The organism is Mycobacteroides sp. LB1 (genome assembly GCF_013449725.1).
In the GTDB taxonomy this organism is placed as follows: Bacteria; Actinomycetota; Actinomycetes; order Mycobacteriales; family Mycobacteriaceae; genus Mycobacterium.
Genome location: NZ_JACCFF010000002.1, coordinates 543,585 through 568,823 on the forward strand (window position 1 = coordinate 543,585; position 25,239 = coordinate 568,823).

General features: G+C 63.8%; 22 protein-coding genes. 19 read left to right on the top strand and 3 right to left on the bottom strand.

Annotated elements, in window-relative coordinates; translation table 11 throughout:
* Nucleotides 1–31: 31 nt before the first annotated feature.
* Genes MLB1_RS13430 through MLB1_RS13445 form a run of 4 tightly spaced genes read left to right on the top strand, consistent with a single transcriptional unit; the run spans nucleotide 32 to nucleotide 5,249 of the window.
* Nucleotides 32–1,354 (top strand): NAD(P)-binding domain-containing protein, encoded by a 1,323-nt coding sequence (locus MLB1_RS13430; protein ID WP_180750286.1) that lies wholly within the window; start codon nucleotides 32–34, stop codon nucleotides 1,352–1,354.
* Nucleotides 1,351–2,265, top strand: coding sequence for an alpha/beta fold hydrolase (locus tag MLB1_RS13435; protein ID WP_180750287.1), 915 nt, complete (start codon nucleotides 1,351–1,353; stop codon nucleotides 2,263–2,265). Before MLB1_RS13430 ends, MLB1_RS13435 begins: the two co-directional genes overlap by 4 nt.
* The gene (fadD1, locus tag MLB1_RS13440) at nucleotides 2,258–3,844 is read left to right on the top strand and encodes a fatty-acid--CoA ligase FadD1 (RefSeq protein ID WP_180750288.1); all 1,587 of its coding nucleotides are present in this window, start codon (nucleotides 2,258–2,260) and stop codon (nucleotides 3,842–3,844) included. The genes MLB1_RS13435 and fadD1 overlap by 8 nt, the downstream gene beginning before the upstream one ends.
* Nucleotides 3,845–3,902: 58 nt before the next feature.
* The gene (locus tag MLB1_RS13445; protein ID WP_180750289.1) at nucleotides 3,903–5,249 is read left to right on the top strand and encodes an HNH endonuclease signature motif containing protein; all 1,347 of its coding nucleotides are present in this window, start codon (nucleotides 3,903–3,905) and stop codon (nucleotides 5,247–5,249) included.
* On the opposite strand, the gene MLB1_RS13450 is transcribed toward MLB1_RS13445, so the two are convergent.
* The gene (locus MLB1_RS13450) at nucleotides 5,246–5,863 is read right to left on the bottom strand and encodes a TetR family transcriptional regulator (RefSeq protein ID WP_180750290.1); all 618 of its coding nucleotides are present in this window, start codon (nucleotides 5,861–5,863) and stop codon (nucleotides 5,246–5,248) included. The genes MLB1_RS13445 and MLB1_RS13450 overlap by 4 nt on opposite strands.
* A gap of 260 nt (nucleotides 5,864–6,123) precedes the next feature.
* Here MLB1_RS13450 and MLB1_RS13455 point away from each other — a divergent pair, with 260 nt between their 5' ends.
* Genes MLB1_RS13455 through MLB1_RS13465 form a run of 3 tightly spaced genes read left to right on the top strand, consistent with a single transcriptional unit; the run spans nucleotide 6,124 to nucleotide 9,033 of the window.
* Nucleotides 6,124–7,620, top strand: a complete 1,497-nt coding sequence (locus MLB1_RS13455) for a PPE family protein (RefSeq protein ID WP_180750291.1) — start codon at nucleotides 6,124–6,126, stop codon at nucleotides 7,618–7,620.
* Nucleotides 7,621–7,631: 11 nt separating this feature from the next.
* Nucleotides 7,632–8,348 (top strand): siderophore-interacting protein, encoded by a 717-nt coding sequence (locus tag MLB1_RS13460; RefSeq protein ID WP_180750292.1) that lies wholly within the window; start codon nucleotides 7,632–7,634, stop codon nucleotides 8,346–8,348.
* Between the two features lies 1 nt (nucleotide 8,349).
* Entirely contained in the window at nucleotides 8,350–9,033 is a 684-nt protein-coding gene (locus MLB1_RS13465; protein ID WP_180750293.1) for a class I SAM-dependent methyltransferase, read from the top strand.
* A gap of 7 nt (nucleotides 9,034–9,040) precedes the next feature.
* On the opposite strand, the gene MLB1_RS13470 is transcribed toward MLB1_RS13465, so the two are convergent.
* The gene (locus MLB1_RS13470) at nucleotides 9,041–10,258 is read right to left on the bottom strand and encodes an MFS transporter (RefSeq protein WP_180750389.1); all 1,218 of its coding nucleotides are present in this window, start codon (nucleotides 10,256–10,258) and stop codon (nucleotides 9,041–9,043) included.
* A 134-nt stretch (nucleotides 10,259–10,392) separates the two neighbouring features.
* On the opposite strand from MLB1_RS13470, the gene MLB1_RS13475 reads away from it, so the two are divergent.
* The 12 genes from MLB1_RS13475 (at nucleotide 10,393) to MLB1_RS13530 (ending at nucleotide 24,375) form a co-directional block, all read left to right on the top strand.
* Nucleotides 10,393–11,097 carry a FadR/GntR family transcriptional regulator gene (locus MLB1_RS13475; protein ID WP_180750294.1) on the top strand — a complete coding sequence of 235 codons (705 nt, stop codon included), beginning with the start codon at nucleotides 10,393–10,395 and terminating at the stop codon, nucleotides 11,095–11,097.
* 6 nt (nucleotides 11,098–11,103) lie between these two features.
* The gene (locus tag MLB1_RS13480) at nucleotides 11,104–11,568 is read left to right on the top strand and encodes a copper chaperone PCu(A)C (RefSeq protein ID WP_180750295.1); all 465 of its coding nucleotides are present in this window, start codon (nucleotides 11,104–11,106) and stop codon (nucleotides 11,566–11,568) included.
* A 2-nt stretch (nucleotides 11,569–11,570) separates the two neighbouring features.
* A complete protein-coding gene (locus tag MLB1_RS13485; RefSeq protein WP_180750296.1) occupies nucleotides 11,571–12,770 on the top strand; it encodes a Dyp-type peroxidase in 1,200 nt (399 codons plus the stop codon).
* A 111-nt stretch (nucleotides 12,771–12,881) separates the two neighbouring features.
* Entirely contained in the window at nucleotides 12,882–13,523 is a 642-nt protein-coding gene (locus MLB1_RS13490) for a MerR family transcriptional regulator (RefSeq protein WP_180750297.1), read from the top strand.
* A gap of 20 nt (nucleotides 13,524–13,543) precedes the next feature.
* Nucleotides 13,544–15,187, top strand: coding sequence for an FUSC family protein (locus MLB1_RS13495; protein WP_180750298.1), 1,644 nt, complete (start codon nucleotides 13,544–13,546; stop codon nucleotides 15,185–15,187).
* A 276-nt stretch (nucleotides 15,188–15,463) separates the two neighbouring features.
* Entirely contained in the window at nucleotides 15,464–15,958 is a 495-nt protein-coding gene (gene ectA, locus MLB1_RS13500; RefSeq protein WP_180750299.1) for a diaminobutyrate acetyltransferase, read from the top strand.
* A 42-nt stretch (nucleotides 15,959–16,000) separates the two neighbouring features.
* Nucleotides 16,001–17,278, top strand: coding sequence for a diaminobutyrate--2-oxoglutarate transaminase (gene ectB / locus MLB1_RS13505; protein ID WP_180750300.1), 1,278 nt, complete (start codon nucleotides 16,001–16,003; stop codon nucleotides 17,276–17,278).
* A gap of 30 nt (nucleotides 17,279–17,308) precedes the next feature.
* Entirely contained in the window at nucleotides 17,309–17,701 is a 393-nt protein-coding gene (locus MLB1_RS13510; protein WP_180750301.1) for an ectoine synthase, read from the top strand.
* The gene (gene thpD, locus MLB1_RS13515; protein WP_180750302.1) at nucleotides 17,698–18,606 is read left to right on the top strand and encodes an ectoine hydroxylase; all 909 of its coding nucleotides are present in this window, start codon (nucleotides 17,698–17,700) and stop codon (nucleotides 18,604–18,606) included. Before MLB1_RS13510 ends, thpD begins: the two co-directional genes overlap by 4 nt.
* Nucleotides 18,607–18,680: 74 nt before the next feature.
* Nucleotides 18,681–19,982 carry an MFS transporter gene (locus MLB1_RS13520; protein WP_180750390.1) on the top strand — a complete coding sequence of 434 codons (1,302 nt, stop codon included), beginning with the start codon at nucleotides 18,681–18,683 and terminating at the stop codon, nucleotides 19,980–19,982.
* 68 nt (nucleotides 19,983–20,050) lie between these two features.
* Nucleotides 20,051–22,624: an ABC transporter ATP-binding protein/permease gene (locus tag MLB1_RS13525; RefSeq protein WP_180750303.1), complete on the top strand. Its 2,574-nt coding sequence runs from the start codon at nucleotides 20,051–20,053 to the stop codon at nucleotides 22,622–22,624.
* Nucleotides 22,624–24,375 carry an ABC transporter ATP-binding protein gene (locus MLB1_RS13530; RefSeq protein WP_180750304.1) on the top strand — a complete coding sequence of 584 codons (1,752 nt, stop codon included), beginning with the start codon at nucleotides 22,624–22,626 and terminating at the stop codon, nucleotides 24,373–24,375. The genes MLB1_RS13525 and MLB1_RS13530 overlap by 1 nt, the downstream gene beginning before the upstream one ends.
* On the opposite strand, the gene MLB1_RS13535 is transcribed toward MLB1_RS13530, so the two are convergent.
* On the bottom strand, nucleotides 24,372–25,235 hold the full coding sequence (locus tag MLB1_RS13535; RefSeq protein WP_180750305.1) for a class I SAM-dependent methyltransferase: 864 nt from the start codon (nucleotides 25,233–25,235) through the stop codon (nucleotides 24,372–24,374). The two genes, MLB1_RS13530 and MLB1_RS13535, sit on opposite strands and share 4 nt — an antisense overlap.
* Between the last annotated feature and the right edge of the window lie 4 nt (nucleotides 25,236–25,239).

Genomic DNA, 25,239 nt, shown 5'->3' on the forward strand with positions numbered 1-25,239 from the left:
GCACCGCCGCGGCCGTACCTCAAGGAGTGCCATGACCCGACCCCATACCGCGATCATCGGTGCCGGCATCAGCGGACTCACCTCCGCGAAGATGCTGTCCGATTACGGAATTCCCCACACATGCTTCGAGACATCGGACCGGATCGGCGGAAACTGGGCATTCGGCAATCCCAACGGCCACAGCAGCGCCTACCGCTCCCTACACATCGATACCTCGCGGCATCAGCTCTCGTTCCGTGACTTCCCGATGCCCGACAGCTACCCACATTTTCCCCATCACACACTCATCAAGCAGTACCTCGAGGACTATGCGACAGCCTTCGATCTCAAGCGCGATATCGAGTTCCAGAACGGCATCGTCCACGCCGAGCAGCTTCCGGACGGCGGATGGGAACTACTGACACAGACCGGCGAACGTCGAATGTTCGACCTACTCGTCGTCGCCAATGGGCATCATTGGGACCCCAGGTATCCCGACTTTCCGGGCACGTTCACCGGCACCACACTCCACTCGCACCATTACATCGATCCGCGCACTCCCCTGGACTTCATGGACAAGAGAATCCTCGTAGTCGGTCTCGGTAACAGCGCGGCGGACATAGCGGTTGAGCTGTCCTCACGGGCCACCGGAAACACCGTCACCCTCTCTACCCGGTCGGGTGCCTGGATCGTCCCCAAGTACGTCGCCGGGCAGCCCGCCGATAAGTATTTCCGCACCAGCCCGCACATCCCGATGTCGTGGCAGCGCAAGCTGTTTCAGATGATGCAACCGCTCATGTCCGGACGGCCGGAACAGCTGGGGCTGCCGGTGCCGAATCACAAATTCGGCGAGGCACACTTCACTCAATCCGTGGAACTCCCTTTGCGACTTGGGTCGGGCGACATCATTCCCAAGCCCAACATCAGCCGCCTGGACGGTGACACCGTGCACTTCGAGGACGGCACATCCGCCGACTTCGACGTGATCATCTGCGCGACCGGATACAACATCACGTTCCCGTTCTTCGACCCGGACCTCGTCAGCGCGCCGGGGAATCGGATCGACTTGTACAAGCGAATGTTCAAACCCGGCCTTGATGACTTGATCTTTGTCGGCCTGGCACAGGCGGTTCCGTCGTTGTTCCCGTTCGTCGAATGTCAGGCGCGGCTGGTGGGCGCCTATGCCGCGGGTAAGTATCGGCTGCCCTCGGTCGACGAGATGCACGACGTGATCGAGGCAGAACATCGCAAGTACACCGGGCACATGCTGGATCGCCCACGGCATACCCAACAGTTGGATTACTTCCTCTACGAACACGATATGAGAACCAAGGAGATTCCCCGCGGATTCGCGCGGGCGGGAGGTGCGGCATGAACCGCCAGAACATCCGATTCAGCAGCCACGGAATCGACTGTGCCGCATGGCTGTACCATGCGGAAACATCCGAGGAATCGGCGCCCGTCGTGGTGATGGCACATGGAGTGGGCGGCACCAAGGACTCGGGACTGGAGCCGTTCGCCGAGCGGCTAGCCGAGGCGGGCATGCACGCGCTCGCATTCGACTATCGTGGCTTTGGGTCCTCCGACGGCTTTCCCCGTCAACAGGTTTCGTTCAGCCATCAGATCGGCGACTATCACGCCGCGGTGAGCACGGCCGCCCGCCTTCCCGGCGTCGATCCGACGCGAATTGTCCTGTGGGGTGTATCCCTGGCCGGTGGTCATGTACTGGCGGTTGCCGGTTCGCGTAACGACGTGGCCGCCGTCGTGTCGGTTACTCCACTGGTGGACGGCATCGCAGCGGCACGATCCGCAATGAGCGAGCACAGCGGCGCCACACTGCTGCGTTCTGCGCTGGCCGGGATTCGCAGCCGGGTGGGTCGCGAGCAGCGCACCATCCCCATCGTCGGACGTCCGGGCGAGCTGGCGGCCCTAACCTCGGACGGGTTCTACGAGGCGCATATGGCGATCGCCGGCCCCACGTGGCGCAATGAGATCGACGCGACGGTGGGCACTCAGCTCGCTTCGTACCGTCCCACCCGATATGCCGCGCGCATCAACTGCCCCACCCTGGTACAGATCGCCGACTTCGATCGGGCCGCGCCGCCGCATGCCGCCGCGAAGGCCGCATTCAAGGCACGCGCGGAAGTGCGCCACTACCCGTGCGATCACTTCGGCGTCTATCAAGGCCAGGAGTATTTCGATTCCGTCGTTTCACACCAAATCGGCTTTCTAACACGTCATCTGGGCGTCAAGTCTGCGTCGTTGACCGAAACAGTCCATGGCTGAGACCATTCAGCAGCTGGTCCGCGCCCGCGCCAACGATGACAACACCGCTCTGGTCTATCGGAGTCGGAAGTGGACCTGGCGTGAATACGTGACACAGGCGTCCCGCCAGGCGACTGCACTGATACAGATGGCCGATCCAGATCGTCCGCTGCACATTGGCACCCTGCTGGGCAATACACCCGCGATGGCTATCGCGGTGGCCGCCGCCGCCCAGGGTGGATACATCCTGTGTGCCATCAACAACACCCGCCGCGGCGACGGGCTGCTGCGTGATATCCGCAAGGCGGATGTGCAGATCCTGCTCGTCGACGATGACCATCTACATCTGCTGGAGTCATTGGACCTCGCGGACGTTCGGGTGATCAACATCGACGGTGCGGATTGGCATGCACAGGTATCTATGGCCGGTGAGCTGCGACCCTACCGGACTGCCGAGGCCTCCGATCCGTTCATGATGATCTTCACCTCCGGGACGAGTGGTGATCCGAAAGCCGTTCTGGTGACGCATATGACGGTTCTCATCGCGGCCCAATCCCTGGTCGCCCGGTTCTCGCTTTCCCCTGCCGACGTCTGTTATGTCTCGATGCCACTGTTTCATTCGAATGCCGTTCTGGCGGGATGGGGGGTTGCAGTCGCGGCGGGAGCCACGCTAGCCCCCGTGAAGTTCTCGGCATCACGCTTCCTCACCGACATCCGGGAGGTAGGCGCAACCTACATGAATTACGTAGGCAAGCCGCTCGCGTACGTACTGGCCACCGAGGCACGGGCGGACGATGCATCTAACCCACTGCGGGTGGCATTCGGAAACGAGGCTTCCGAACACGACATCGCCGAGTTCGCACGACGATTCGATGTCACGGTGTACGACGGATTCGGATCGACAGAGAACGCTGTCATCATCACCCGGGAGGAGGGCACCCCCACCGGATCCATCGGTAAGGGGTTCCCCGGGGTCGCGATCTACGACCCCGACTCGCTGACCGATTGTGCCGTGGCCGAATTCGACGTGCATGGGATCTTGGTGAACGCCGACACCGCGGTCGGCGAGTTGGTGAATACCCAAGGAGCGGGCTTCTTTTCCGGGTACTACAACGACGAGGATGCCACCGGTGAACGCATGCGCCACGGCATGTATTGGTCGGGTGACCTTGCCTATCGGGACGCCGATGGCTGGATCTACCTTGCCGGACGGACAAGCGACTGGATGCGAATAGGCGGCGAGAACCTGGCCGCCGCACCCATCGAGCGCATCCTGCAACGACATCCTGCAGTAAGCCAGGTGGCCGTGTACGCCATTCGCGGTGCGCACGGCAGCGACGAAGTGACCGCCGCGCTGGTATTGCGGGATTCGTTCACTCCTTTGGAGCTCACTGAATTTCTTGCCGCGCAGGAGGATCTGCCCGGGGTCGGCTGGCCCCGGCACGTCCGCGTGGCGAAGAGCCTTCCCTGCACAGCCACCAACAAGATCCTCAAACGCGCACTGGTTTCGGCAGGTCTTGACGCAGGAGACGACGAGCTGTGGCGCCGGGAGGAACGTGGTGCGGAGTACTACCCCCTCGAGGCACTGTTACCAGAGTGACTAAAGGTGTTTGCTAAATCCCTTGCCCGGGTGACCCTCTCGCAGTAGTGTCGAACGTATGTTCGATGCACTGGAGGATCCCGCTCTGATCGACGTGATCACCGTATCTCAGCGCGCCGAAGCCCAACACGCTTCACGTCGGCTCTCGGCGATTGGGGTTTTGGTGGATCGTCATGCCGATCCCGATCGGGAGGATCCGCGGGATCGGTTCGCGGTGGACCGCTGGGATGAGGTGGCCGCACAAGTGGCCGCCGCTCAGGGCATCACCCACGCGTTGGCCTCCCACCAGATGCGCTATGCCTATGTGCTGCGGCACCGCCTGCGCGCCGTGGCCGAGCGATTCGCCGCCGGAGACATCGACTTTCGCACCGTTGCCCTGATCATCGGACGCACCGAACTCCTCGAAGACGACGCCCTGGTCGCCGCCGTCGATGCCGCGATCGTGGCCGCCCTACCGCGCTGGGAGCGCTGGTCGGTCAAACGGATCACCGCGGCCCTGGACGCCCTGATCTACCGCCACGACCGTGATGCGCTGCGCCGCACCAAAACCGCCACCGATGACCGGCACCTCGAGATACGGCCCCTGGACACGGGCGATCCACTCGCCGAAATCTGGGGCGTGCTGCAGACCCCGCACGCCGTCGCCCTCGATAAACGCCTCGATCAACTCACCGCCACCGTCTGCCCCGCCGACCCACGCACCAAAGCCCAGCTGCGTGCCGATGCCATCGGCGCCCTAACCCAAGGCCTCGATCGGATGCGATGCACCTGCACCGACACCGACTGCACTGGACGCGCCGTCGCCGACACCCAGGTCATCGTGCACATGGTGGCCAACCAAGACACCCTGCAAGACCCCGAAAACCTTGAACCGGCCCAGATGTCCGGGTTCGGGGTGATCAACAGCACCCAAGCCCGCCAGATCGCCACCCAACCCGGCACGCGAATCCACACCCTGCACGCCCAGAACACCGACCGGTACCGGCCCACCCGCACACTGGACACCTTTGTGCGCTGCCGCGATCAGCTGTGCCGCTTCCCCGGCTGCGCACACCCCGCCGAAAACACTGACCTGGACCACAGCATCGCCTACGCCGACGGCGGACGTACCGAGGCCGAAAACCTCAAAGCGCTATGCCGCAAACATCACATGCTCAAAACCTTCTGCGGCTGGCGTGAAATCCAAGAACCCGACGGCACCATCATCTGGAAAGCACCCACCGGACACACCTACCCCACCACCCCCGCCGGCGGGCTGCTCTTCACCAACCTCACCCGAGACCGCACCCGCACACAAGACCGCCAACGACGCCGCACCACAGAACGAAACCTCAACCGAAAAAGCCGATCACAACGCCAAACCACACAAGCCACCCACACACAAGCCAACCCGCCACCGTTCTAACCGGCGAGGTAACGCGTCAGCATCGCGACCAGTTCATTCTGAAAGCCCGCAACGTCAATGGGCTTCGGTGCCGCCATCAGGTGGTGTACCAGCAGTTCGATTGTTGTGACGACGAGCCTCGCAGCCACATCTTTGTCATCGACGTTCACGTCGGGGTACTGATCGAGGAGTCGCCGCATGTCATCCGTGGCGGCGTGTTGCACCTCGGCCACTTTGTCCATGAGCTCGCGAGAGCGCGGCGCCTGCTCGAGAAGAACTCTGAGAAACTCGGGATCCTGTCGATGGTTGGTGATCGCCGTCTCGACGATGGCGCGGATAACGCCTGCCACCGAGCCGGGCGTCCCGGCTTGCTCGCGTTCGCTCGCCGCGGCGATTCCCGCGTCGAGGTGACGGGCCGCCAGCTCCACCACGATCGAGTCCTTGTTCGGGTAGTACTGATACAGCGATCCAACGGAGATATCGGCCCACTCCGCAATGCGATTGGTCGTCCCGCGGGCGTACCCGTACTTGGTGAAAACCTGGACAGCGGCATCGAGAATGCGGTCACGGGTGCGTTCGGACCGACGCTGACGCGGCGCTCGGCGTGGTTGAAGCTGATGCTGATTCGTCGGCACGACACCCTCCTACTCGCTCGATGCGAAGTCAGCGTAGATCACGGAGCACGTCCAAACGGGGCCTCCCATCCACTCCTGCAAGGCTCCAAACGCGAGTAGCTCCGCTACGACGACACGGCCCAGCTGGCATAGGCCTTCCACTCAAACGCGAGTAGCGATACACCTCACCAGAAGTCGATAATTAGCCTCCTAGCTGCATAAATAGCGCACCCTGCAGCGAGTTGACCGTTCACTAGAGCTCATTTTTGGGAGGAACGCAGATGACCGGACACCTATGGTTCGCCTCTCCACCGGAAGTGCACTCCGCGCTGATATCGGCGGGGCCCGGTACTGGACCTCTGCTCGCGACCTCCAACGCGTGCCACGCGTTGAGCATCGAATACCGAATCGCCGCAACCGAACTCCAGGAACTTCTGTCCGCGGTACGCGCTGGTATATGGGAGGGACCAAGCGCTGAACTATGCGTCGCTGCGCACCGGCCGTACGTGGGCTGGCTCCAGAATGCGGCGAACGTCAGTGCGGTTAAGGCCGCACTGATGGAGCAGGCGGCCACCGCCTACACCAGCGCATCGGCGGAGATACCCACCATGGGAGAACTCGCGCTCAACCATGCCACCCATATCGCCCTGGTAAGTACGAATTTCTTTGGTATCAACACCATCCCCATCGCCGTTAATGAGGCCGACTACGTGCGCATGTGGATCCAGGCTGCCACCGCCATGTCTGTTTACGACGGCATCTCCAGCGCAGCTCATACCGCGGCACCGCGGCTGCCCCCCGCCCTACCGATACTGAACGCCGGGCCTAGCGGCGTCAACGCTTTCGGAAATTCCTTGCAGCGCAACGAACCTACCCTGCTTTCACTCCTCGAAGACATTCTCAAGAAGCTGGTACCACGCGAACTCGCCGACCTCATCGAGGAACTTACCAAGCTCGATCTCCAACGGCTCCTGGCCTTACTGGTCACCAATCCGGCCGCCGCACTGAAGGTACTCGCACCGCTGATCACGGCACTACTTGGATTCGGACAGTTCTTCAGCATCAGCGTCATGCTGTGGACATTGCAGATAGGTTCTGCACTAGTCCTTTTCGCCCCGGCCATCGCCCTCCCCCTCGCCATTGCGTTGGCCGACACAAACCGACTCATTCCGATCAACGACCCCGCGCCGAAATCGCTACCCACCAACGGAGTTGGCCCTCCCACCTCGCGCTATCCGCTGGAAATGAGCCCCGGAACCTCAACCGCCACGCCCACAGCCCCTGCCGCACCGACGTCGACCGTCACGACAACGACCTCGCCTGGAGCGCCCACGACGGCCGGCACCGCCGCTCCATCCGGCTTTCTGCCCTACGCCGTCCTCGCTGCAGGCCCAGAACCTCCCAGCGGCCCGAACATCACTGAAGGATCCAAGACCCGGACTCCATCCGTGGTGGATGCCTCCGTATGCACAGGTGCCACACGGGATATATCAAAGGACGCCAGACGGCGGAAGCGTAAGCAGCAGAACGTCATCACAGCGTCTCGGATGTACGTCCGCGAGTTCCTGGACGAGCCGAAAGCTCCAGACCCCGTCGCTCACCCTGTCACACCGACCTCCCGTTTCGGCGCGAGTGTGTGGGCCCGTACCGGCGTCGTTGACAAAGACCTGACCCGTGCGCGCGGACTCGTAGAGCGCGAGTCACCGACAATCGCCGAACGGATTTCTTCGCAGCCCCTCATTCCCGGCAGCTGGCCGGACCACGACACGGAACGATAAGGAAACTCGCCATGACACCTCTCGCCTCGCGCCTGTCGGACCTGGTTTCAGACGTCCTGTTCACCACCGCGCGCATCAGCGAAGTCAGCGAACTATCAACGTGTTTCGTCAAAGTCCGACTCGCCAGCGAGGCGTTCCGGCGCACACAGTGGATACCTGGAGACAAGCTGCAGATACGACCGCAACGCGGGTCGTTACGAATGCGTGCCTACACACCCATCAATTGGGACCGCCGTGCCGGCAGCACCGATTTGATCGCGTTCAGGCATGGCGACGGCCCCGGCGCCCGCTGGTTCGAGGACGCTGCCGTCGGCACGGATTGCGATGTGTTCGGACCGAGCCGCTCGCTTGACCTGTCGGATGTGGCCCCCTCGGCGGTCTTTGTCGGAGACGAGACCAGCGTGGCCCTTGCGCACGCTCTGCACAGTGTCAACCCGGCGGACCGATATCTCTACGAGACAACGGATCCCAGTGCCCTGATGGCGGTATTAACCGCCCTCGGACTCGCCGAGAACGTCAAGGTCATGGACAAGTCCGACAATCACGATGCCTTGCTTCAGCTCATCATCGAATCGGTGCAGTCCCCTGGCGAGCCCAGCGACCTAATCGTCAGCGGTGATGCAGCCACCGTCAGCGCGGTTCGGCGCGGCGCACGCCGATGGGGTGACTACAGACCGCAGATCAAGGCCCGCGCGTACTGGGCCCATGGGCGCACGGGGTTGAGCTGATATGAACTCCCTGGAGACACCGAAGGTAGTCGGCGTTCTGGAGCGGCTCTTCGGCGAAGCCGAGACCACCGATCGGTCCGCGATCGCCGAGCTGCTCGACAACACCGAACCCGGGGCCGATCCCGTAGCCACCGCACTCGACGCCGAAGTGAGTGACTACAAAGAGTTCTACCACCGTTCGGTTCAGAATTTTCTTTGCGTATCACCGGTTTTCGGTAGGTTTCTCTATATCTGCGGGCGGGCGGTCAACGCCACGCGCATCGTCGAATTCGGCACGTCGTTCGGCGTCTCCACCATTCACCTTGCGTGCGCGGTCCGGGACAACGGCGGCGGGTTGGTCGTAGGCACCGAGCTCGAGCAGGCCAAGGCCACGCGCGCATACGGGCACTTGAAGGAGGCGGGCGTCGACGATCTGGTTGATATCCGCGTCGGCGACGCCCTGGACATGCTGAGTGGCGGCGTTGGCGGGGCAATCGATCTGGTCCATCTCGATGGCGCAATGAGCTTGTATCGGCCGGTGCTGCAACTGCTGGAGCCACACCTGCGGCCGAATGCACTCATAGTCGCCGAGAACGCCACCCCCGACTATCTCGACTACATCGAGGACATCGCGACGCCCTACGTGTCGCTGCCGCTGCCGTTCCGGGACGTGCGCGGCAACGAACTCACAGTTTTCACGGGGTGAAAGCGCGTCAGCGTCCCCAGGTGTCTTCCAGCATGCGCGGTTTGGAGGCCTGGTAGCCGCCGATACCAAGCACGGTGATCGCGACAAGCAGGAGCCCGAACGGCGCATACCAACTGCCGGTCACGTCGTGCAGCACGCCGAACAGCACCGGGCCCAGGCATGCGACGGCATACCCAACCCCCTGGGTGAAACCGGACAGAGCCGCGGAACCGGCCGCGGTGCGGGTACGCAAGTTCACCAGCGTCAGCCCCAGCGGGAAGGTGGACGGCCCGAAGCCGAGCGCGATCACCCACACCGCAGTCGCGGTCATCGGCAGGAACAACAGGCCACCGAATCCGATAAGGAAGCAGACAAGGCAGGCCGCGACGACCGGGAACGGGTTGCGCATGCGAGCAGCCAACGGCGGGATTGCCAGCGTGCCAACGAATCCCACAGCAGAGAACAAGGCCACCATCACCCCGCCAAGTGAAGCGCTGCCACCAGCCGAGGTCAATATCGCCGGGATCCAGGTGAACATCGAATAGGTGACAAGGGAGGTCATACCGAACATGCCGGCCATGCCCCAGGCCAAGGGTGAACGCCAAACTTGGCCCACGGCAGACGAATCCGCGTGCGGTTCGGCAGAGTGGTCAGCGACATCATGACCACGGCGTGCGATGACGACACCGATCCACGGCAGCAGGGCCGCCACCGGAACGATCAACCAGGCGGCCAGCGAGAATCGCCACCCGTAGGCATTGGCGAGCGGAACCGCAGTCAATGCCGGAATGGTGGTTCCGATCTGCAGCACCGTCAAGTAGGAGGCGCTCATCAGGGCGACGCGGTGCGAGAAGTACCGCTTGACCAACGGTGGGATCACCACGTTGCCGATGCCCATGCCAAGCAGCGCCACGCAGGACAGCACGAGGAGCCCGCCGGTCGAGTTCATCGCGGGCCGGGCCGCCATACCGATGACGGTGGCCACCACGGCGGCCAACGTCGTGCGCTCCAGACCGAACCGCTCGGTCAGCGCGGGTGTCACCAGTCCAGCGACCGCGAACATGGCCGTCGGCAGCATCCCGAACACACCGATCACCGCGGAGCCGAACCCGATTTCCCGCGAGATCTCGGTCAGCAGCGGAGTCAGCGAGGTGACCGCGGACCGCAGGCACAACGCGAACAGCAGGATCGCAACCAGCACCATCAGGCGCCCACGGCGCAGCGCGGCAGCCGATACGGCCCGCATCGAATCGTGCGAGTCGGTTCGGGTGGTGTGCGCGGTCGTGGTCAACGTTCCTCCTCTAAGCAACTCGGCAAATCATAGGATGAATGGATGAATAGGTACAACGTGATTTCCGCCGCACGCTACGATGGGCCGTCATGCAGCCGGTCCGTCGCCAAACACTGATTGGCCAGGTCACCGAGCAACTCCGCGAGGAGATTCTGTCGGGACGCTGGGCCGTCGGCGCGCGCATCCCCACTGAACCCGAATTGTGCGAGCTCACCGGGACCTCCCGCAACACAATTAGGGAGGCCGTCCAGGCCCTGGCGCACGCCGGGATGCTGGAACGACGCCAGGGCTCCGGCACCTACGTGCTGTCGGTGGGCGGCAGCGGCTCGGCCATCGGCGACTATTTCGCCGCCGCCAACGACCGCGACCTCATCGAACTACGACAGACCCTCGAAGTGACCGCAGCCGGCCTCGCCGCACAGCGACGTGATGAGGATGACATCGAGCACCTGCGCGCCTTGCTGCGGCGGCGCAACGAATTATGGGCGCCCAGCCAGGTCGCACCCCAGCTCGTCGAGGACGCCATCTCCACCGATATCGCGGTTCACCGGGCCGTGGTCGCCGCCAGCCACAATGCCCTCTACCTGGAGCTTTACGATTCGCTACTGGGGTTGATGGACCATTACATGCGCGGCAACCCGATCGGCGCGGAATGCTCGTTCGAGCACGAACACACCAAGCTCGTGGAGTCCGTTATCGCGGGCGATATCGATGCCGCCAAGGCCGCCACCGAGCAGCTCTTCACCGAGCTGAGCCTGCGCCGCCGGAACTTTCCTCACCATCCACACGACTAGCTGAACGTGAAGATCGTCATTCCGGCAGCGGTCGCGCTGTCACTGCTCGCGGGCTGTTCGGCGCATGAGCCCGTACCGTCCACCCAGGCCTCCGAGGTAACCATTACCGACCAGTGGGCCAAGTCGGCCCCAGACGGATCCATGACCTCCGTGTTCGGCACCGTGCACAACACCGGGACAGGTGAGGCACGCATCGTGTCCGCCACCTCGCCCGCCGCGAGCTCGGTGGAACTGCACGAGGTAACGGCCGACGGAAAGATGCGCCCCAAGGAGGGCGGGGTCGCCATTCCCGCCAACGGCGAACACAAGCTGACCCCCGGTGGCGATCACGTCATGCTCATGGGACTGACCGCCCCCCTACGCCCGGGCCAGGACGTCGTCATCACGCTGGCCTTCCAAGATGGCTCGACCAAGCCCCTCACCGCGCAGATCCGGGACTTCGCGGGCGGTAACGAGAACTACCAGCCCTGAGCATGACGCGCCGTTCATTCTCCCGACGGGGACTCATCGTCGGCGGTGGCGCCGCAGCCGCCCTGACCGCAGGCGCCGGATTGTCGGCGTGGTCGGCCCAGTCCGAAGCGGCACGCGCGCAGAGCGCGCCCGCAGTCGAACCGTTCTACGGCGAGCACCAGGCCGGGATCACCACCTCGCCGCAATCGCACGCACTGTTCCTCGCGCTGGATCTGCTGCCCGCGCCGGAGCAGACAGCACGCGAGAATCTACGGTCGGTCTTGCGTCTGTGGACCACCGATGCGGCCAGGCTCACCCAGGGGCTGCCCGCGCTGGCCGATACCGAGCCGGAATTAGCCACGCCCACAGCACGATTGACGGTCACCGCGGGTCTTGGCCCCTCGGCGTTCACCAAGGCCGGCCTCGCCGACAAGTGTCCGACCTCGGCGAGTGACTTCCCCACCTTCTCCACCGACCGGCTCGACAAGCGTTGGTGTGGAGGGGACCTCCTGCTGCAGATATGCGCCGACGACATGCTTCTGGTGACGCACGCCGCCCGAGTGCTTCTGAAGAATGTGCGCTCATTGGCCACCGAAAGGTGGCGCCAGACCGGATTCCGGACGCCGCGCGCGGAAGATCCGTCCGGCGGCACGATGCGCAATCTCATGGGGCAGGTCGACGGCACCGTGAACCCCAGCACCGCCGAGCTCGACAGCCTGCTGTGGCACCAGGGTGACGATCACGAGTGGCTCAGGGGTGGAACACTTCTCGTCCTTCGCCGAATCACGATGGACCTTGACGGATGGGATCAGCTGGATGGCAAGCTCCGGGATCTGGTGATGGGCAGACGCGCAGACAACGGCGCGCCACTATCGGGCGAGAAGGAATCCGACGAGCCCGACCTGGAGATGAACCGCGGTGGCATCCCCGTCATCCCGGCGACCGCACATATCGCGCTCGCCCGTCACCGCAACCCGCACGAGAAGTTCCTGCGCCGCCCGTACAACTTCGACGACGCCCCGCTGCCGGGCACATCATCGAATTCCGGCCTGGTTTTCGCCGCATACCAACGTGATATCGCCACCCAGTTCGTCCCGGTGCAGCGACGCCTGGCCGAAAGGGACGAATTCAATCAGTGGAATACCGCGGTCGGGTCCGCCGTATTCGTCATGCCGCCGGGCGCCACGGAAGACGGTTATCTCGGCCGGTCGCTGCTGGGTTAACGGGCCACGCCCCTAGGCCGACTGCGCGGATTACCGGTTCAGTCGCCATCTCGGCCATAGAAACTCCTTGCAAGTTAGGGTTACCTAAGTTTCAATGGTCAAGTGAGCTTGATGTCAAGACCCCTCTCCGTGGAACCCACGGTGAACATCGGTGAAGCCGCCGCCCTCTACGGCCTTGCCCCGTCGACTCTGCGTTGGTGGGAGAAACAGGGCGTCCTGGATTCGCCGACACAGCGGGGCGGCCGCCGCACCTACACCGAGCGAGACCTGCGGCGCATCGGCATCGCGTATCTGTGCTGTGTCACCGGGATGATGCCGCTACGCCAGACGGCCGTCGTGACATCGCATACGACCCAACCCGATACCTGGCGCAGCGTGGTCACCGAACAGGTCGCGGACATCTCCGCACGGATCGACCGCCTCGACCGCGCCCGCGAATACCTCAACCACTTGCTGTCCTGCCAGAACGAGGACATCGTCGATTGCCCCTACCTGGACGGTGAGCTCCGCATCCGCACCCCACGAGGACGCGCGGCCGGCCTGGACCTGGTAACCGCGGCACGGAGCACGCCCGCCCCCTTGATCGAGATCTGTGACGAAACCCCATCCGACCGCTCCCCGACATGCTTCTTTTGCGGCCGCGGGCTCACCCCGCGAGGAAAGGGACGTCCGCAGCGTTACTGCTCCCCCGCCTGCAAGCAGCGTGCTTATCGGCAGCGCCGCAGTAGTGAACCAGCCGGTGAAGTCGCCTGATTCACGGTATGAAATGACATGTGACCCCGCCCGCGCCTGAATCGCCGGATCCGCTTCCACAGATTGCCCGGGCCCGCTCCATCCTGTTCTCTGCCCCACCGGCGGGACGGCGCTGGAGCATCGGACTCCGCGCGGGTGCCGCCGTCGCCATTCCCGGAGCATTGGTCGTCGCCGCCGGTTACCCCAATGCCGCGCTCTACGTGACCTATGGGGCATTCGCGGTCCTGTACGGAGAGGGCCGCCCTTACCGGGTGCGTGCCGCCGTCGTGGCCACCGCGGGCGTCGCATTGATGTTCATCGCCGCACTCGGTGCCATCGTCGGTACGTACGCGCCGGGCGGTGTCGCCAACAAGGCGGTAACCATCCTCACTCTGACCGCGGTCGCGATCCCGGTCGTGTACACCGTCGATGCACTTCGGCTCGGGCCGCCGGGCGCGTTGTTCTTCGTCCTGGTGTGCGGCGGCGCGCTCGGTGCCACCGAATGGGGTGTGGATCCGACCCAGATCCTCATCTGCGCAAGCCTGGGAGCAGTTGCGGCGGTGGCCGTTTCGATGGCAGGAGCCGCAACCGATCGCCACAAACCCGAACGTGTCGCGGTGCAGCGAGCAGTTGATGCAGTCGAAACCTATGCCCAGCCCGGTAATACAACAGTCGATGCCCGGCACGCTGCGGGCGCGGCGATCTCCTCGGCGTGGACGGCCCTCCACGATGCGGGACTGTCCACCAGTTCCGATTCACCCTTGGTGACGACGATGCTCGATACCCATCGCAGATTTACCGAGACCGCGGTCGGCAACAAGATGGTGCTCGACCATCTCATCCCCGGCGATCACGTCCTCGTCGTGCGACCCAGCATCTGGTACCGGTTACGCCGCTCGGTGCGGTTCCGTTCGCACGCCACCATCACGGCAGGACGGGTCGGCATCGCCTGCCTCGGGGCCGGAGTACTGAGTGCCGCGGTCGGCCTGACGCGACCGCAGTGGGCGATCCTGAGCGCCCTCGTGATCGTCCATCTGGGTCCGGACCGGCTGCACGGCACAGTGCGTGGGCTGCAGCGGTTTGCAGGAACACTCATCGGACTCGGCCTGTTCGCGGTGCTCTATCAACTGTCTCTCACCGGATACGCGCTCATCGCGGCCATCGCGACACTGCAGTTCTGCACCGAGCTGTTCCTACCGCGTAACTATGCCGTCGCCGTCATGTTCGTGACCCCCATTGCACTGTTGTCCGCGGGTGTGGTCACTCTGCACGGATCGGTCATATCGATCGTGCGCGATCGCCTGGCCGAAACGATGATCGGCGTCGCTGTGGCCATGGCCTCGATGTACCTGATCGCACCGCGTGCCCATCGCCGGACCTTCGCTTTTACCGAGGCCCGGATCCGGAAGGCGGCTCTCGGACTCGTCGTGACCGCGCGAGCCGTGCCCGCCCATGACGCGGCCTACGCCGAGGCCCGCGACCTGTCCTTCGAACTCGAAGGCGCGATTCGGGCCGGGGTGGACAGCGCACACGACGAATCCGAGTGGCTCCAGGTGCACTGGCCCGCTCATGCCGCACTCATTCACCACGGCTATGACCTGGTGGCGGCCTGCTGGGCCACACCGCCCGGCGAGATGCTGGCCGATGCCGACCGCTGGGAACAATGCTTCAGCACCAACGCCTGACCGTTGCCCGGCAATCTCGGATGCACACACGTCAAGATCGCGTCAAGTTCGAGCGTCCTGCAAAAATGTGACGAGCGTCACATCAGGTGTATACCCTCGGCAAACGCCATGTGTTGACCCGGCTCGCCGCTGCCCGTCCTGGCTATTCGGGTGTCCATGTGGTTACGGTCGAACGGTACGAAACCCGAGTTGATACGAAACATGTTGTGGTGATGGTGATTTTTAGTGGCCGATACTGAACTGAAGACCGAAAAACGTTGTACCGCCGTGTGGTCCATGAGCCACCCGACCCAGTCGGACGCTCGTCACATGTGGCGCATGGCGCGTGACTCCGGCGTGCTAGACGTCAACTCTTCGTACTCATACCTGTTGTGGTGCACCGACTTTCCCTCTACATCCGTCGTTGCCACAATCGACAACCAACCGGTCGGTTTCATCACCGGATACATTCGCCCATCCGGTTCATTGATGATCTGGCAGGTCGGGGTTGACGAGGCATCCCGTGGAAAGGGACTAGCCGCCAGCATGCTGGCTTGGCTCGCGGACTCTCTCGCGGCCTTACAAGGCGAACCTCTCGTCATGGAAACCACTGTGACACAGTCGAATATGGCCTCACGTGCGCTATTCGCCGGATTTGCTCGACGACGGGGCATGGTGCTCACCGAATCCACCGGATTCGGGTTGGAACTCTTTCCCGACGCGCATGAGGCAGAGCCGCTACTGCGGCTCACTCCGCAAGATCCGCATAAAACGCCCAATAACCGGGCCTAACAATTTGGTCCTAAACACACTGGGCCGAAAGGGGATACACACATGACCGCCACCTTGTCCGCTCAGGGAGCCGGACTGCCGAAGGTCATCAACGAACGTGAATCCGAGGTGCGGAGCTATTGCCGGAGCTGGCCCACGACGTTCGCCTCAGCCTCCGGATCTTGGCTGACCAACACCACCGGTGAGCGCTATCTGGACTTCTTCGCCGGCGCGGGCGCACTCAACTACGGCCACAACAACCCGGTGCTCAAGACCGCCCTCATCGACTACCTGACGACTGACGGGGTGGTCCACGGCCTGGATATGGCCACGGTAGCCAAGCAGCACTTCCTCGAAGAGTTCGAGCGGACCATCCTGCTGCCCCGCGGCATGGACTACAAGGTGCAGTTCCCCGGCCCCACCGGGACCAATGCCGTCGAGGCCGCACTCAAGCTGGCGCGGAACATAACGGGGCGTGAGTCAATCATCAGCTTCACCAATGCATTCCACGGGATGACGTTGGGATCGCTGGCGGTTACCGGTAATTCGATGAAGCGTGCCGGAGCCGGCGTGCCGCTTGTGCACTCCACCCCGATGCCCTATGACAACTACTTCGGTGGTGTCACCGAGGACTTCCAGTGGTTCGAGAAGGTTCTCGACGACGAGGGCGGCGGCCTGAACCAGCCGGCGGCGGTGATCGTCGAGACCGTGCAGGGTGAGGGTGGAGTCAACGTCGCCCGTGCCGAATGGCTGCGGGCACTCTCCGATCTGTGCCGGACGCGGGACATCATCCTCATCGTTGACGACGTGCAGATGGGTTGCGGCCGAACGGGTGCGTTCTTCTCCTTCGAAGATGCGGGCATTCGTCCCGATATCGTGACGCTGTCCAAATCCATCAGCGGTTACGGCCTGCCGATGGCCCTGACCCTGATCCGCCCGGATCTCGATCAGTGGGCCCCCGGCGAGCACAACGGGACCTTCCGAGGAAACAATCCAGCATTCGTCACCGCGACCGCGACATTGCAGAAGTATTGGCAGGACAGCACATTCAGTGATGACGTACGCCGCAAGGGTGATCGGCTTAATGCCGAGCTGACCGCACTGGTGGCCGATGACGACTCGGTGTCGGTACGCGGCCGCGGCATGGTCCAGGGCATCGCATTCACTGATACCGAACGGGGCTCGCGAGTGAGCCAGGCCGCTTTCGAGCGGGGCCTGCTGGTGGAGACCTCCGGGCCCAAGGACGAGGTGGTCAAACTGTTGCCCGCGCTGACCACCACCGATGAGCAGCTCGATATCGGCATCGCCACTCTGCGTGAAGCCATCGCCGAATCGGCGTAGTCACAACGCATAAAGACGAAAGGAACTATCTTGATAGTCCGTACTACCCAACAGATCACGGGTACCGAACGCGATGTCAGTGGCGAAGGCTGGCATAGCAAGCGGATCGTCCTGGCGGATGACGGAGTCGGGTTCTCCTTCCACGAAACCACCATCGACGCGGGAACCGTCCACGTCTTCCACTACCAGCACCACATCGAGGCGGTGTGGCTCACTGTAGGTACCGGTACGCTGACCAACCTGGAGAACGGCGACGTGTTCGCCCTGGCGCCAGGCAGCATGTATCTGCTCGACGGCAATGAGCGGCACCAGCTTTACGCCGATACCGAGATGCGCATGATGTGCGTGTTCAATCCTCCCGTCACCGGGCGGGAGGTCCACGACGAGTCCGGCGCATATCCGGCCGCGCCTGCCCTGTCATGAGTACCCCCGCGATCACCGATCGCTACCCCAGCCGCCTCGAGGCCGAGCAGGCTCCGATCCTCCGAAACGAGCCCGTGGTCTGGGGCGCCACGAACGCAGGACCGCTGGCCCCACCAGCGCTCACCCAGATGTCCGATCAGGGCTTCCTGATCCGGCCGAGCACCGTCGACGAGATGACCGTCTCCGCTTTGAGAAACGAGATCGACAGGGTGCCATCGACATTGGGCGATGATCCCAGGATCATCCGGGAAGCCGGCTCACAGGAGGTGCGCTCCATCTTCGAAGCACATGTCCTGAGCTCGGTGGTGATGGACGTGGCGTGCTCGCCGGGTGTGCTCGACGTCGCCGAACAGCTACTGGGTGGCCCGGTGTATCTGCATCAGTCGCGTATCAACGCGATGCCGGCATTCAGAGGCCGCGGCTTCTACTGGCATTCGGACTTTGAGACCTGGCACAGCGAGGACGGGCTCCCCCAAATGCGCACGGTGTCATGCTCAATCGCGTTGACCGTCAACGTCGCCTACAACGGGTCGCTGCAGGTGATGCCGGGCACGCACCGCACCTTCTACCCCTGCGTCGGCGCAACCCCACTCGATAACCATCGGAAATCACTGGTGGAACAGGACATTGGTGTGCCGTCCACTCAAACTCTTGCCGAGGCTGCGATCACGAGCGGTATCGAACTCTTCCTCGGACAGCCGGGTGATGCGCTGTGGTTCGACTGCAACCTCATGCACGGCTCCGGGTCGAACATCAGCCCCTACCCTCGGTCGAATGTGTTCCTGGTGTTCAACTCGGTGGAGAACGCGCCCGAAAGACCCTTTGCCGGATCGGAGCCGCGTCCTGAATACATCGCCGCGCGCACCTTCACCCCGCTGACCCACCAATCGCCAGGCACCCCCTGATGACGACCGCCGGCCCAGACCTTCAGGCTCCGGAGGGCCGGCGACTACTCAACAGAGCCATCGCGGCATCGGCGATGGGGAACGCCACCGAGTGGTACGACTACGGCGTCTATGCCGCCACCACCACATTCCTGACGCAGGCCTTCTTCCCCACCCTGGGCACCGCATTCACGATGCTGGGGTACGCGATCTCGTTCCTGTTGCGCCCCCTCGGCGGAATGATCTGGGGACCGCTGGGCGACAAGTTAGGCAGCAAGAGCGTCATGGCCATCACCATCGTGCTGATGGCGTTGTCCACCACACTCATTGGCGTATTGCCCAGCTGGGCGACGATCGGCGCCGCGGCCCCCGCGCTTTTGATCCTGCTGCGGGTGATCCAGGGCTTCTCCACCGGCGGCGAATACGGCGGTGCGGCAACGTTTATGGCGGAGTTCGCGCCGGATAAGAAACGCGGCAAGTACGGATCCTTCCTCGAATTCGGCACCTTGGGCGGATTCGCGACCGGCGCCGCGTTCGTACTGGTCCTTGACGCCACGCTCGGCGCGGAAGCGATGCACTCCTGGGGATGGCGCATTCCGTTCCTCCTCGCGCTCCCGATGGGGCTCATCGGCTGGTATCTGCGAAGCCGTCTCGATGATCCGCCGCTGTTCGTCGAGGTGCAGCGGCAGGAACAGCAGGGCGGGGAGGGTGTTGCGACCGCGTTCGAACGGCTCAAGGATCTGGTGCGTGAATACAAGCGGCCCATGATCGTGATGATGCTGCTGGTGATCGCCCTGAACATCACCAACTACACGCTGCTCAGTTATCAGCCGACCTATCTGAAGACCAGGCTCGGCATGACCGAGACACAGGGCCAGATCGTCATCCTGATCGGTGAGATCGCGATGATGGCATTCCTGCCCTTCTGCGGCGCGCTGTCGGATCGCGTTGGGCGAAAACCCATGTGGTGGTTCTCCTTGACCGGCCTGCTGGTGCTCGCGTTACCCATGTACTGGCTTATGGGACAGGGATTGGGCTGGGCGATAATCGGTTTCGCTGTTCTCGGATTGCTATACATACCTCAGCTGTCCACCATCACCGCGACCTTCCCGTGCATGTTCCCCACTCAAGTCCGCTATGCGGGATTCGCGATCTCGTACAACCTGTCGACCGCAGCGTTCGGTGGCACCGCGCCGCTGGTGAACGACCTCATGGTCGACAAGACCGGATGGGATCTCTTCCCCGCCACCTATCTCATGCTGGCCTGTGTCGTCGGATTGTGTGCCCTGCCGTTCCTCATAGAGACCGCCGGGGCGTCGATCGCTGGAACGGATATCCCCTGTGTGGATTCCCATGGGGCTGAACCGGCCGAGCCAGACGAGGTTGTTCGTGCCTGACCCCGCCAACGTCCCTTAGGTTAGGATGGGCTAAGTAAGGGTGGGTAACGAACAAAGGTCACATAAGCATGGGTAGAGGGTTCCAGGGCGCGGTGCTACGTGGACTCGGCGCGCGCGACCACCTGGCGACCGTCGTCGGGACCACGCACGTCGCACCGAATTGCATACGGATCGGCATGTCAGCGCCGACGTTGTTCGAAGACCTCCTGCACACCCCCGCCGAATGGCTTCGGTTCTGGTTCCCCGACCCCGCCGGCGGCGCCACCGAGCACCAACGGGCCTACACCATCGTGTCGACGGACGCCGATGCGGGCGAATTCACCATCGATGTCGTGATCCACGAACCCGCCGGTCCCGCCTGCCAGTGGGCGACCGGTGTGCAACCGGGCATGACGATTCCGGTGGTGTCCTTCGGCTCCTCCCGTTTCGAGATACCCGAGGATCTTCCGGCCGGGTTCCTGCTCATCGGCGACGCCGCATCGATCCCGGCGATCAACTCGATCGTGGCCGCCCTACCCGCCGATGTAGACGTCGAGGTGTACCTAGAACGGCACAGCCCCGACGACGAACTGATCCCCCTGACCGACCATCTCCGGCGGCGCCTGCATTGGGTGGACCGCGCCGACGAGACATCGCTCGCCGCCGCCATCGCGGATCGCGACTGGTCCAATTGGTATGCGTGGGCGGGTCCCGAAGCGGGATCGCTCAAGCATCTCCGTAAGCGGCTACGGGAGGAGTTCGGATTCCCGAAGGCGGATCTGCACGCCGCGGCGTACTGGACATTCGGCCGCGCGATGGGAAGCCGACGCGGGGATACCGAGGCACCTCAGGCACCCGCATCGAAGCCTTCTGCGCCGACCAAACCCACACCAGCTCCCGAACACGCTGTCCCCCAAGGACGCTGGCGGTCGCAAGCGGCGAGTGAATTGTTGGCGCCGGTCAAGAAGCAGATGATCGCCAGCGGTGTGCTGCAAGCAATCATCACCCTGATCGAGCTGGCACCGTTCGTCGTCCTGGTGGAGTTGACGCGGCTGCTATTGGCCGGTGCCGATGAGAACCGGTTGTGGCACACCGGAAGTGTGTTCCTGACGCTGCTGGTGCTGGGCGCCGGACTGGGCGCCGCACTCACGCTCTGGCTGCATATCGTCGACGTCCGGTTCAGCGCAGGCATCCGGGGCCGGTTACTGGACAAACTGTCCCGAGTTCCCTTGGGGTGGTTCACCCAGCGTGGCTCTGGAGCGGTCAAAAAGCTCATCCAGGACGACACGTTGTCCTTGCACTACCTGATCACCCACGCGATCCCCGATGCGGTGGCCGCGGTCGTCGGCCCGGTGGCAGTGCTGGTGTACCTGTTCATCGTCGACTGGCGCATGGCGCTTATCCTTCTCATCCCGATCCTCGTCTACGTGGTGACCACGGCGACGATGATGTTCCAAAGCGGCCCGAAGATCATCGAGGCCTCCCGTTGGGCCGAACGGATGAGTAGCGAGTCGACCGCTTATCTCGAAGGGCAGCCGGTGATCCGGGTATTCGGTGGCGCGGCAGCGTCCTCGTTCAAGCGCAAGCTAGACGGGTACCTCACCTTCCTGAACGAGTGGCAGCGGCCGTTCATCGGGAAGAAGACCTTCATGGATCTGGCCACCCGACCGACGACCTTTCTGTGGCTCATCGCCGCGGCCGGTACCTTTTTCGTCGTCGCGGGAACCATGCAACCCACCACCCTGCTGCCGTTCCTGATGCTCGGCACCACCTTTGGCACCCGCCTGCTGGGAATCGCATACGGCCTCGGCGGTATTCGCGGCGGCGTTGAGGGCGCGCGGCATATCGCTGTCGCCCTCAACGAAACCGAACTGGGAGTCGTCCACGAGCCGGCATCCCCTGGTGGAGTTTCCTCTGTGTCGTTTGAACACGTCACCTTCGGCTACCGGCCCGGAGTGCCCGTCATCCACGACGTCACCCTGACGCTGCGGCCCGGAACCGTGACGGCACTCGTGGGACCTTCTGGGTCCGGGAAGTCAACGCTGGCCTCCCTGCTGGCGCGGTTCCACGACGTCAACGGCGGGGCCATCCGGATCGACGGCGCCGACATCCGGGCACTGACCCCGGACGAGCTGTACACGAAGGTGGGATTCGTCTTCCAGGATGTGCAGCTGGTCGCAGGAACAGTCCGCGAGAACATCGCACTGGCCCGTCCCGCGGCCACGAACGCCGAGGTCGAGTCAGCAGCCCGAGATGCGCAGATCCATGAACGAATCCTGCGCCTCCCCAACGGTTATGACACGGTGCTAGACACGAACACCCAGCTGTCCGGGGGCGAGAAGCAGCGACTCACCATCGCCCGCGCCCTCCTAGCGGACACTCCAATCCTGATCCTGGACGAGGCCACCGCCTTCGCCGACCCCGAATCCGAGTACCTGGTCCAACAGGCACTGGGCCGCCTGATCCACAGCCGGACCGTGCTGGTGATCGCGCACCGGTTGCACACCATCGCCGATGCCGACCAGATCGTGGTCCTGGACCATGGCCGCCTCGTAGAAACCGGCACCCACGCCCAGCTGCTCGCCGCCGACGGGCGGTACCGGCGGCTCTGGGATGGCCGTCTCGAAGAGTCGTCAGTCGTCCTAGCCGGAGAGAACATCTGATGCTTTCCAACCTGATTCGACTGATCCCGCCTGGTCACCGTGGCCCCCTCTATGCCTATGCGGTGCTGTCACTACTCTCGGTAGCGCTGCGCGCGGCGGGTTGCCTGCTGCTCGTGCCGCTACTGGGCGCCCTGTTCGGCGCCACACCCACTGCCGCTTTTCCGTGGCTCGGCGTGCTCACCGCCGTGACGGTAGCGGGGTGGGCAGTAGATACCATGCAGGCCCGTATCGGCTACCGCATTGGGTTCGCACTACTGAACGACTCGCAGCACCGGGTGGCCGACCGGCTCACCCATATACCGCTGGGCTGGTTCACCGCCGAGCGCACCGCGATGGCGCGCCAGGCGATCTCGTCCGGTGGCCCCGATCTCGTGGGGTTCATCGCGAACCTGCTCACCCCTCTGGTTGGTGCCGTGCTGCTACCCACGGCAATCACGATCGGGCTGTTCTTCATCTCGTGGAAGCTGGGCGTCGCGGCCGCCGTCACCCTCCCGCTGTTACTCGGCGCGCTGCTCGCGAGTATCCGCATCGTGCGGGCCGCCGACAAAGCAGACGCCAAGGCGCACAGCGGACTCACCGAACGAATCCTTGAGTTCGCACGCACCCAAGCGGCACTGCGCGCGAGCCGTCGCGTTAGCCCAGCTCGCAGCCAGGCCGGCGAGGCAGTGGCGACGGCCCGGGGCGCGACCATGCGGCTGTTGCTCTTCCAGATTCCCGGTCAGCTGCTGTTCACCATCGTGAGCCAGATCGCCCTCATTCTGCTGGCGGGCACCGCCACGGTGCTTGCCGTGCGTGGTGAGATCGGGGCTCCCGAGGCCGTCGCGCTGATGGTCGTCGTGGTGCGGTTCCTTGAGCCGTTCACCGTACTGGCGGGCCTGGGCGGTGCCGTCGAGAACTCACGCGGTGTGTTCGAACGCCTCCATACGATCATCACCACCGAGGCCGTGGATCAACCCGGCGACGCCGTCGCGTCCTCCGAAACTCCCGCCCCGCGTATCGAATTCCGCAATGTCGGCTTCCGCTACGACGGTGCGGAGGAACAGGTGCTCACGGACCTCGACTTCACCTTGGAACCGGGAACCACCACCGCAATCGTCGGTCCCTCGGGCTCCGGGAAGAGCACCATCCTCTCCCTCATCGCCGGCCTACAGCGGCCGGTCAACGGCCAAATCCTGCTCGACGGAATCGATGTCGCGACCGTCGACACCGCCACCCGCCGAGCGTTGGTGAGCATGGTGTTCCAGCACCCGTATCTGTTCGACGGCCCGATCCGGGACAACGTTCTTGTCGGACACCCCACGGCGGGGGACGAAGAGGCCCGTCGGGCAATGACACTCGCGCGTGTGGACGAGGTAGTCGATCGTCTGCCGGATGGCGAGCGATCCCGGGTCGGCGAGGCAGGTACAGCCTTGTCCGGTGGTGAGCGCCAACGGGTCAGTATCGCCCGCGCGCTCGTGAAACCCGCGCCCATCCTGCTGATCGACGAGGCCACCAGCGCCCTGGACACCGAGAACGAGACAGCGGTCACCGAGGCCATCGGCAACGATCCGCGTATCCGTACTCGGGTCATGATCGCCCACCGACTCAGCGCGATCCGCAACGCGGATCATGTCCTATTCGTGGACGAGGGTCAGATCGTCGAGCAGGGTTCGATCGCCGAACTCAGTGCTCTCGGAGGACGTTTCGCCGAGTTCTGGCGCCAGCAGGAGTCGACCTCCGGATGGCGCATCGCCGCCGACGCGGTGAGCTAGCTCGTCGCGACCAGAAATTCTTCTGCGTTAAGGGCATTCGGCCCGCCGCCGCGGCCCGGGAAGTAGCGCTCGATCAGCTCATGCCCCGAGACATGGGATGCCTGGGAGAAACCGCACTCACGGGCGAGCGCAAGCATCTCGCCGGGCGCGAAGAAACTGACCCAGGGTGTGCCCGATTCGGCCGTCATCGACACGATCATCTGCCGGACGGGGCGTTCCCGCTCATCGAGCAGGCCCAACGGCAACAGGAACGTCATCGCCACAGTGGAACCCGGCGCCAGCAAGGCACATTGACGCAGCGTCGCCGCGATCGCCTCGCGTGTGAGATACATGCTGACCCCGGTGGACGCCACCACCGCGGGACGATCCGCGTCGAATCCCGCGGTGAGCAGTTGATCCGACCACGACCCGCCGGCCTCGAAGTCGACCGGGACCAGCCGTAGCCAGTCTGGGATCTCGAATCCCAGCTCGGTCAGCCGCTTTCGTTTCCATTCCTGGGTGGCAAGTTGGTCCACCTCGAAAACGGTGAGACGCTCGCCCGCATCGAGATGTCGCTGCGCGAAGGTGTCCAGACCCGCACCCAGAATCACGTACTGCCCTACCCCGCGCTCCGACTGCTGATCGGCCAGGTCCTCGACGAACCGGGCACGCGCCACCATGCCTAGACGTGAGGCGACCGAACCCTGCGGATCCATATCGGGACGCTGACGCCAGTCAGCGGGTGGTGCCACCAGCTGCAGACCGATCACGTCTGTCAGTACATGCGGCGACGAATCCAGTTCCACATGCAGCGCCCGCCAGAGGGCGGTACGTACGGCGGTGTGATCGGGTTCGCCACTGCGGAATCTATCTGGGTCCACCCGG

What these genes read in the sequence shown, in the direction of transcription:
- MLB1_RS13430 (WP_180750286.1), top strand. Translation starts at nt 32, where the DNA reads ATGACCCGACCCCATACCGCGATCATCGGTGCCGGCATCAGCGGACTC.
- MLB1_RS13435 (WP_180750287.1), top strand. Translation starts at nt 1,351, where the DNA reads ATGAACCGCCAGAACATCCGATTCAGCAGCCACGGAATCGACTGTGCC.
- fadD1 (WP_180750288.1), top strand. Translation starts at nt 2,258, where the DNA reads ATGGCTGAGACCATTCAGCAGCTGGTCCGCGCCCGCGCCAACGATGAC.
- MLB1_RS13445 (WP_180750289.1), top strand. Translation starts at nt 3,903, where the DNA reads ATGTTCGATGCACTGGAGGATCCCGCTCTGATCGACGTGATCACCGTA.
- MLB1_RS13455 (WP_180750291.1), top strand. Translation starts at nt 6,124, where the DNA reads ATGACCGGACACCTATGGTTCGCCTCTCCACCGGAAGTGCACTCCGCG.
- MLB1_RS13460 (WP_180750292.1), top strand. Translation starts at nt 7,632, where the DNA reads ATGACACCTCTCGCCTCGCGCCTGTCGGACCTGGTTTCAGACGTCCTG.
- MLB1_RS13465 (WP_180750293.1), top strand. Translation starts at nt 8,350, where the DNA reads ATGAACTCCCTGGAGACACCGAAGGTAGTCGGCGTTCTGGAGCGGCTC.
- MLB1_RS13470 (WP_180750389.1), bottom strand. Translation starts at nt 10,258, where the DNA reads ATGCGGGCCGTATCGGCTGCCGCGCTGCGCCGTGGGCGCCTGATGGTG.
- MLB1_RS13475 (WP_180750294.1), top strand. Translation starts at nt 10,393, where the DNA reads ATGCAGCCGGTCCGTCGCCAAACACTGATTGGCCAGGTCACCGAGCAA.
- MLB1_RS13485 (WP_180750296.1), top strand. Translation starts at nt 11,571, where the DNA reads ATGACGCGCCGTTCATTCTCCCGACGGGGACTCATCGTCGGCGGTGGC.
- MLB1_RS13490 (WP_180750297.1), top strand. Translation starts at nt 12,882, where the DNA reads ATGTCAAGACCCCTCTCCGTGGAACCCACGGTGAACATCGGTGAAGCC.
- ectA (WP_180750299.1), top strand. Translation starts at nt 15,464, where the DNA reads ATGAGCCACCCGACCCAGTCGGACGCTCGTCACATGTGGCGCATGGCG.
- ectB (WP_180750300.1), top strand. Translation starts at nt 16,001, where the DNA reads ATGACCGCCACCTTGTCCGCTCAGGGAGCCGGACTGCCGAAGGTCATC.
- thpD (WP_180750302.1), top strand. Translation starts at nt 17,698, where the DNA reads ATGAGTACCCCCGCGATCACCGATCGCTACCCCAGCCGCCTCGAGGCC.
- MLB1_RS13520 (WP_180750390.1), top strand. Translation starts at nt 18,681, where the DNA reads ATGGGGAACGCCACCGAGTGGTACGACTACGGCGTCTATGCCGCCACC.
- MLB1_RS13525 (WP_180750303.1), top strand. Translation starts at nt 20,051, where the DNA reads ATGGGTAGAGGGTTCCAGGGCGCGGTGCTACGTGGACTCGGCGCGCGC.
- MLB1_RS13530 (WP_180750304.1), top strand. Translation starts at nt 22,624, where the DNA reads ATGCTTTCCAACCTGATTCGACTGATCCCGCCTGGTCACCGTGGCCCC.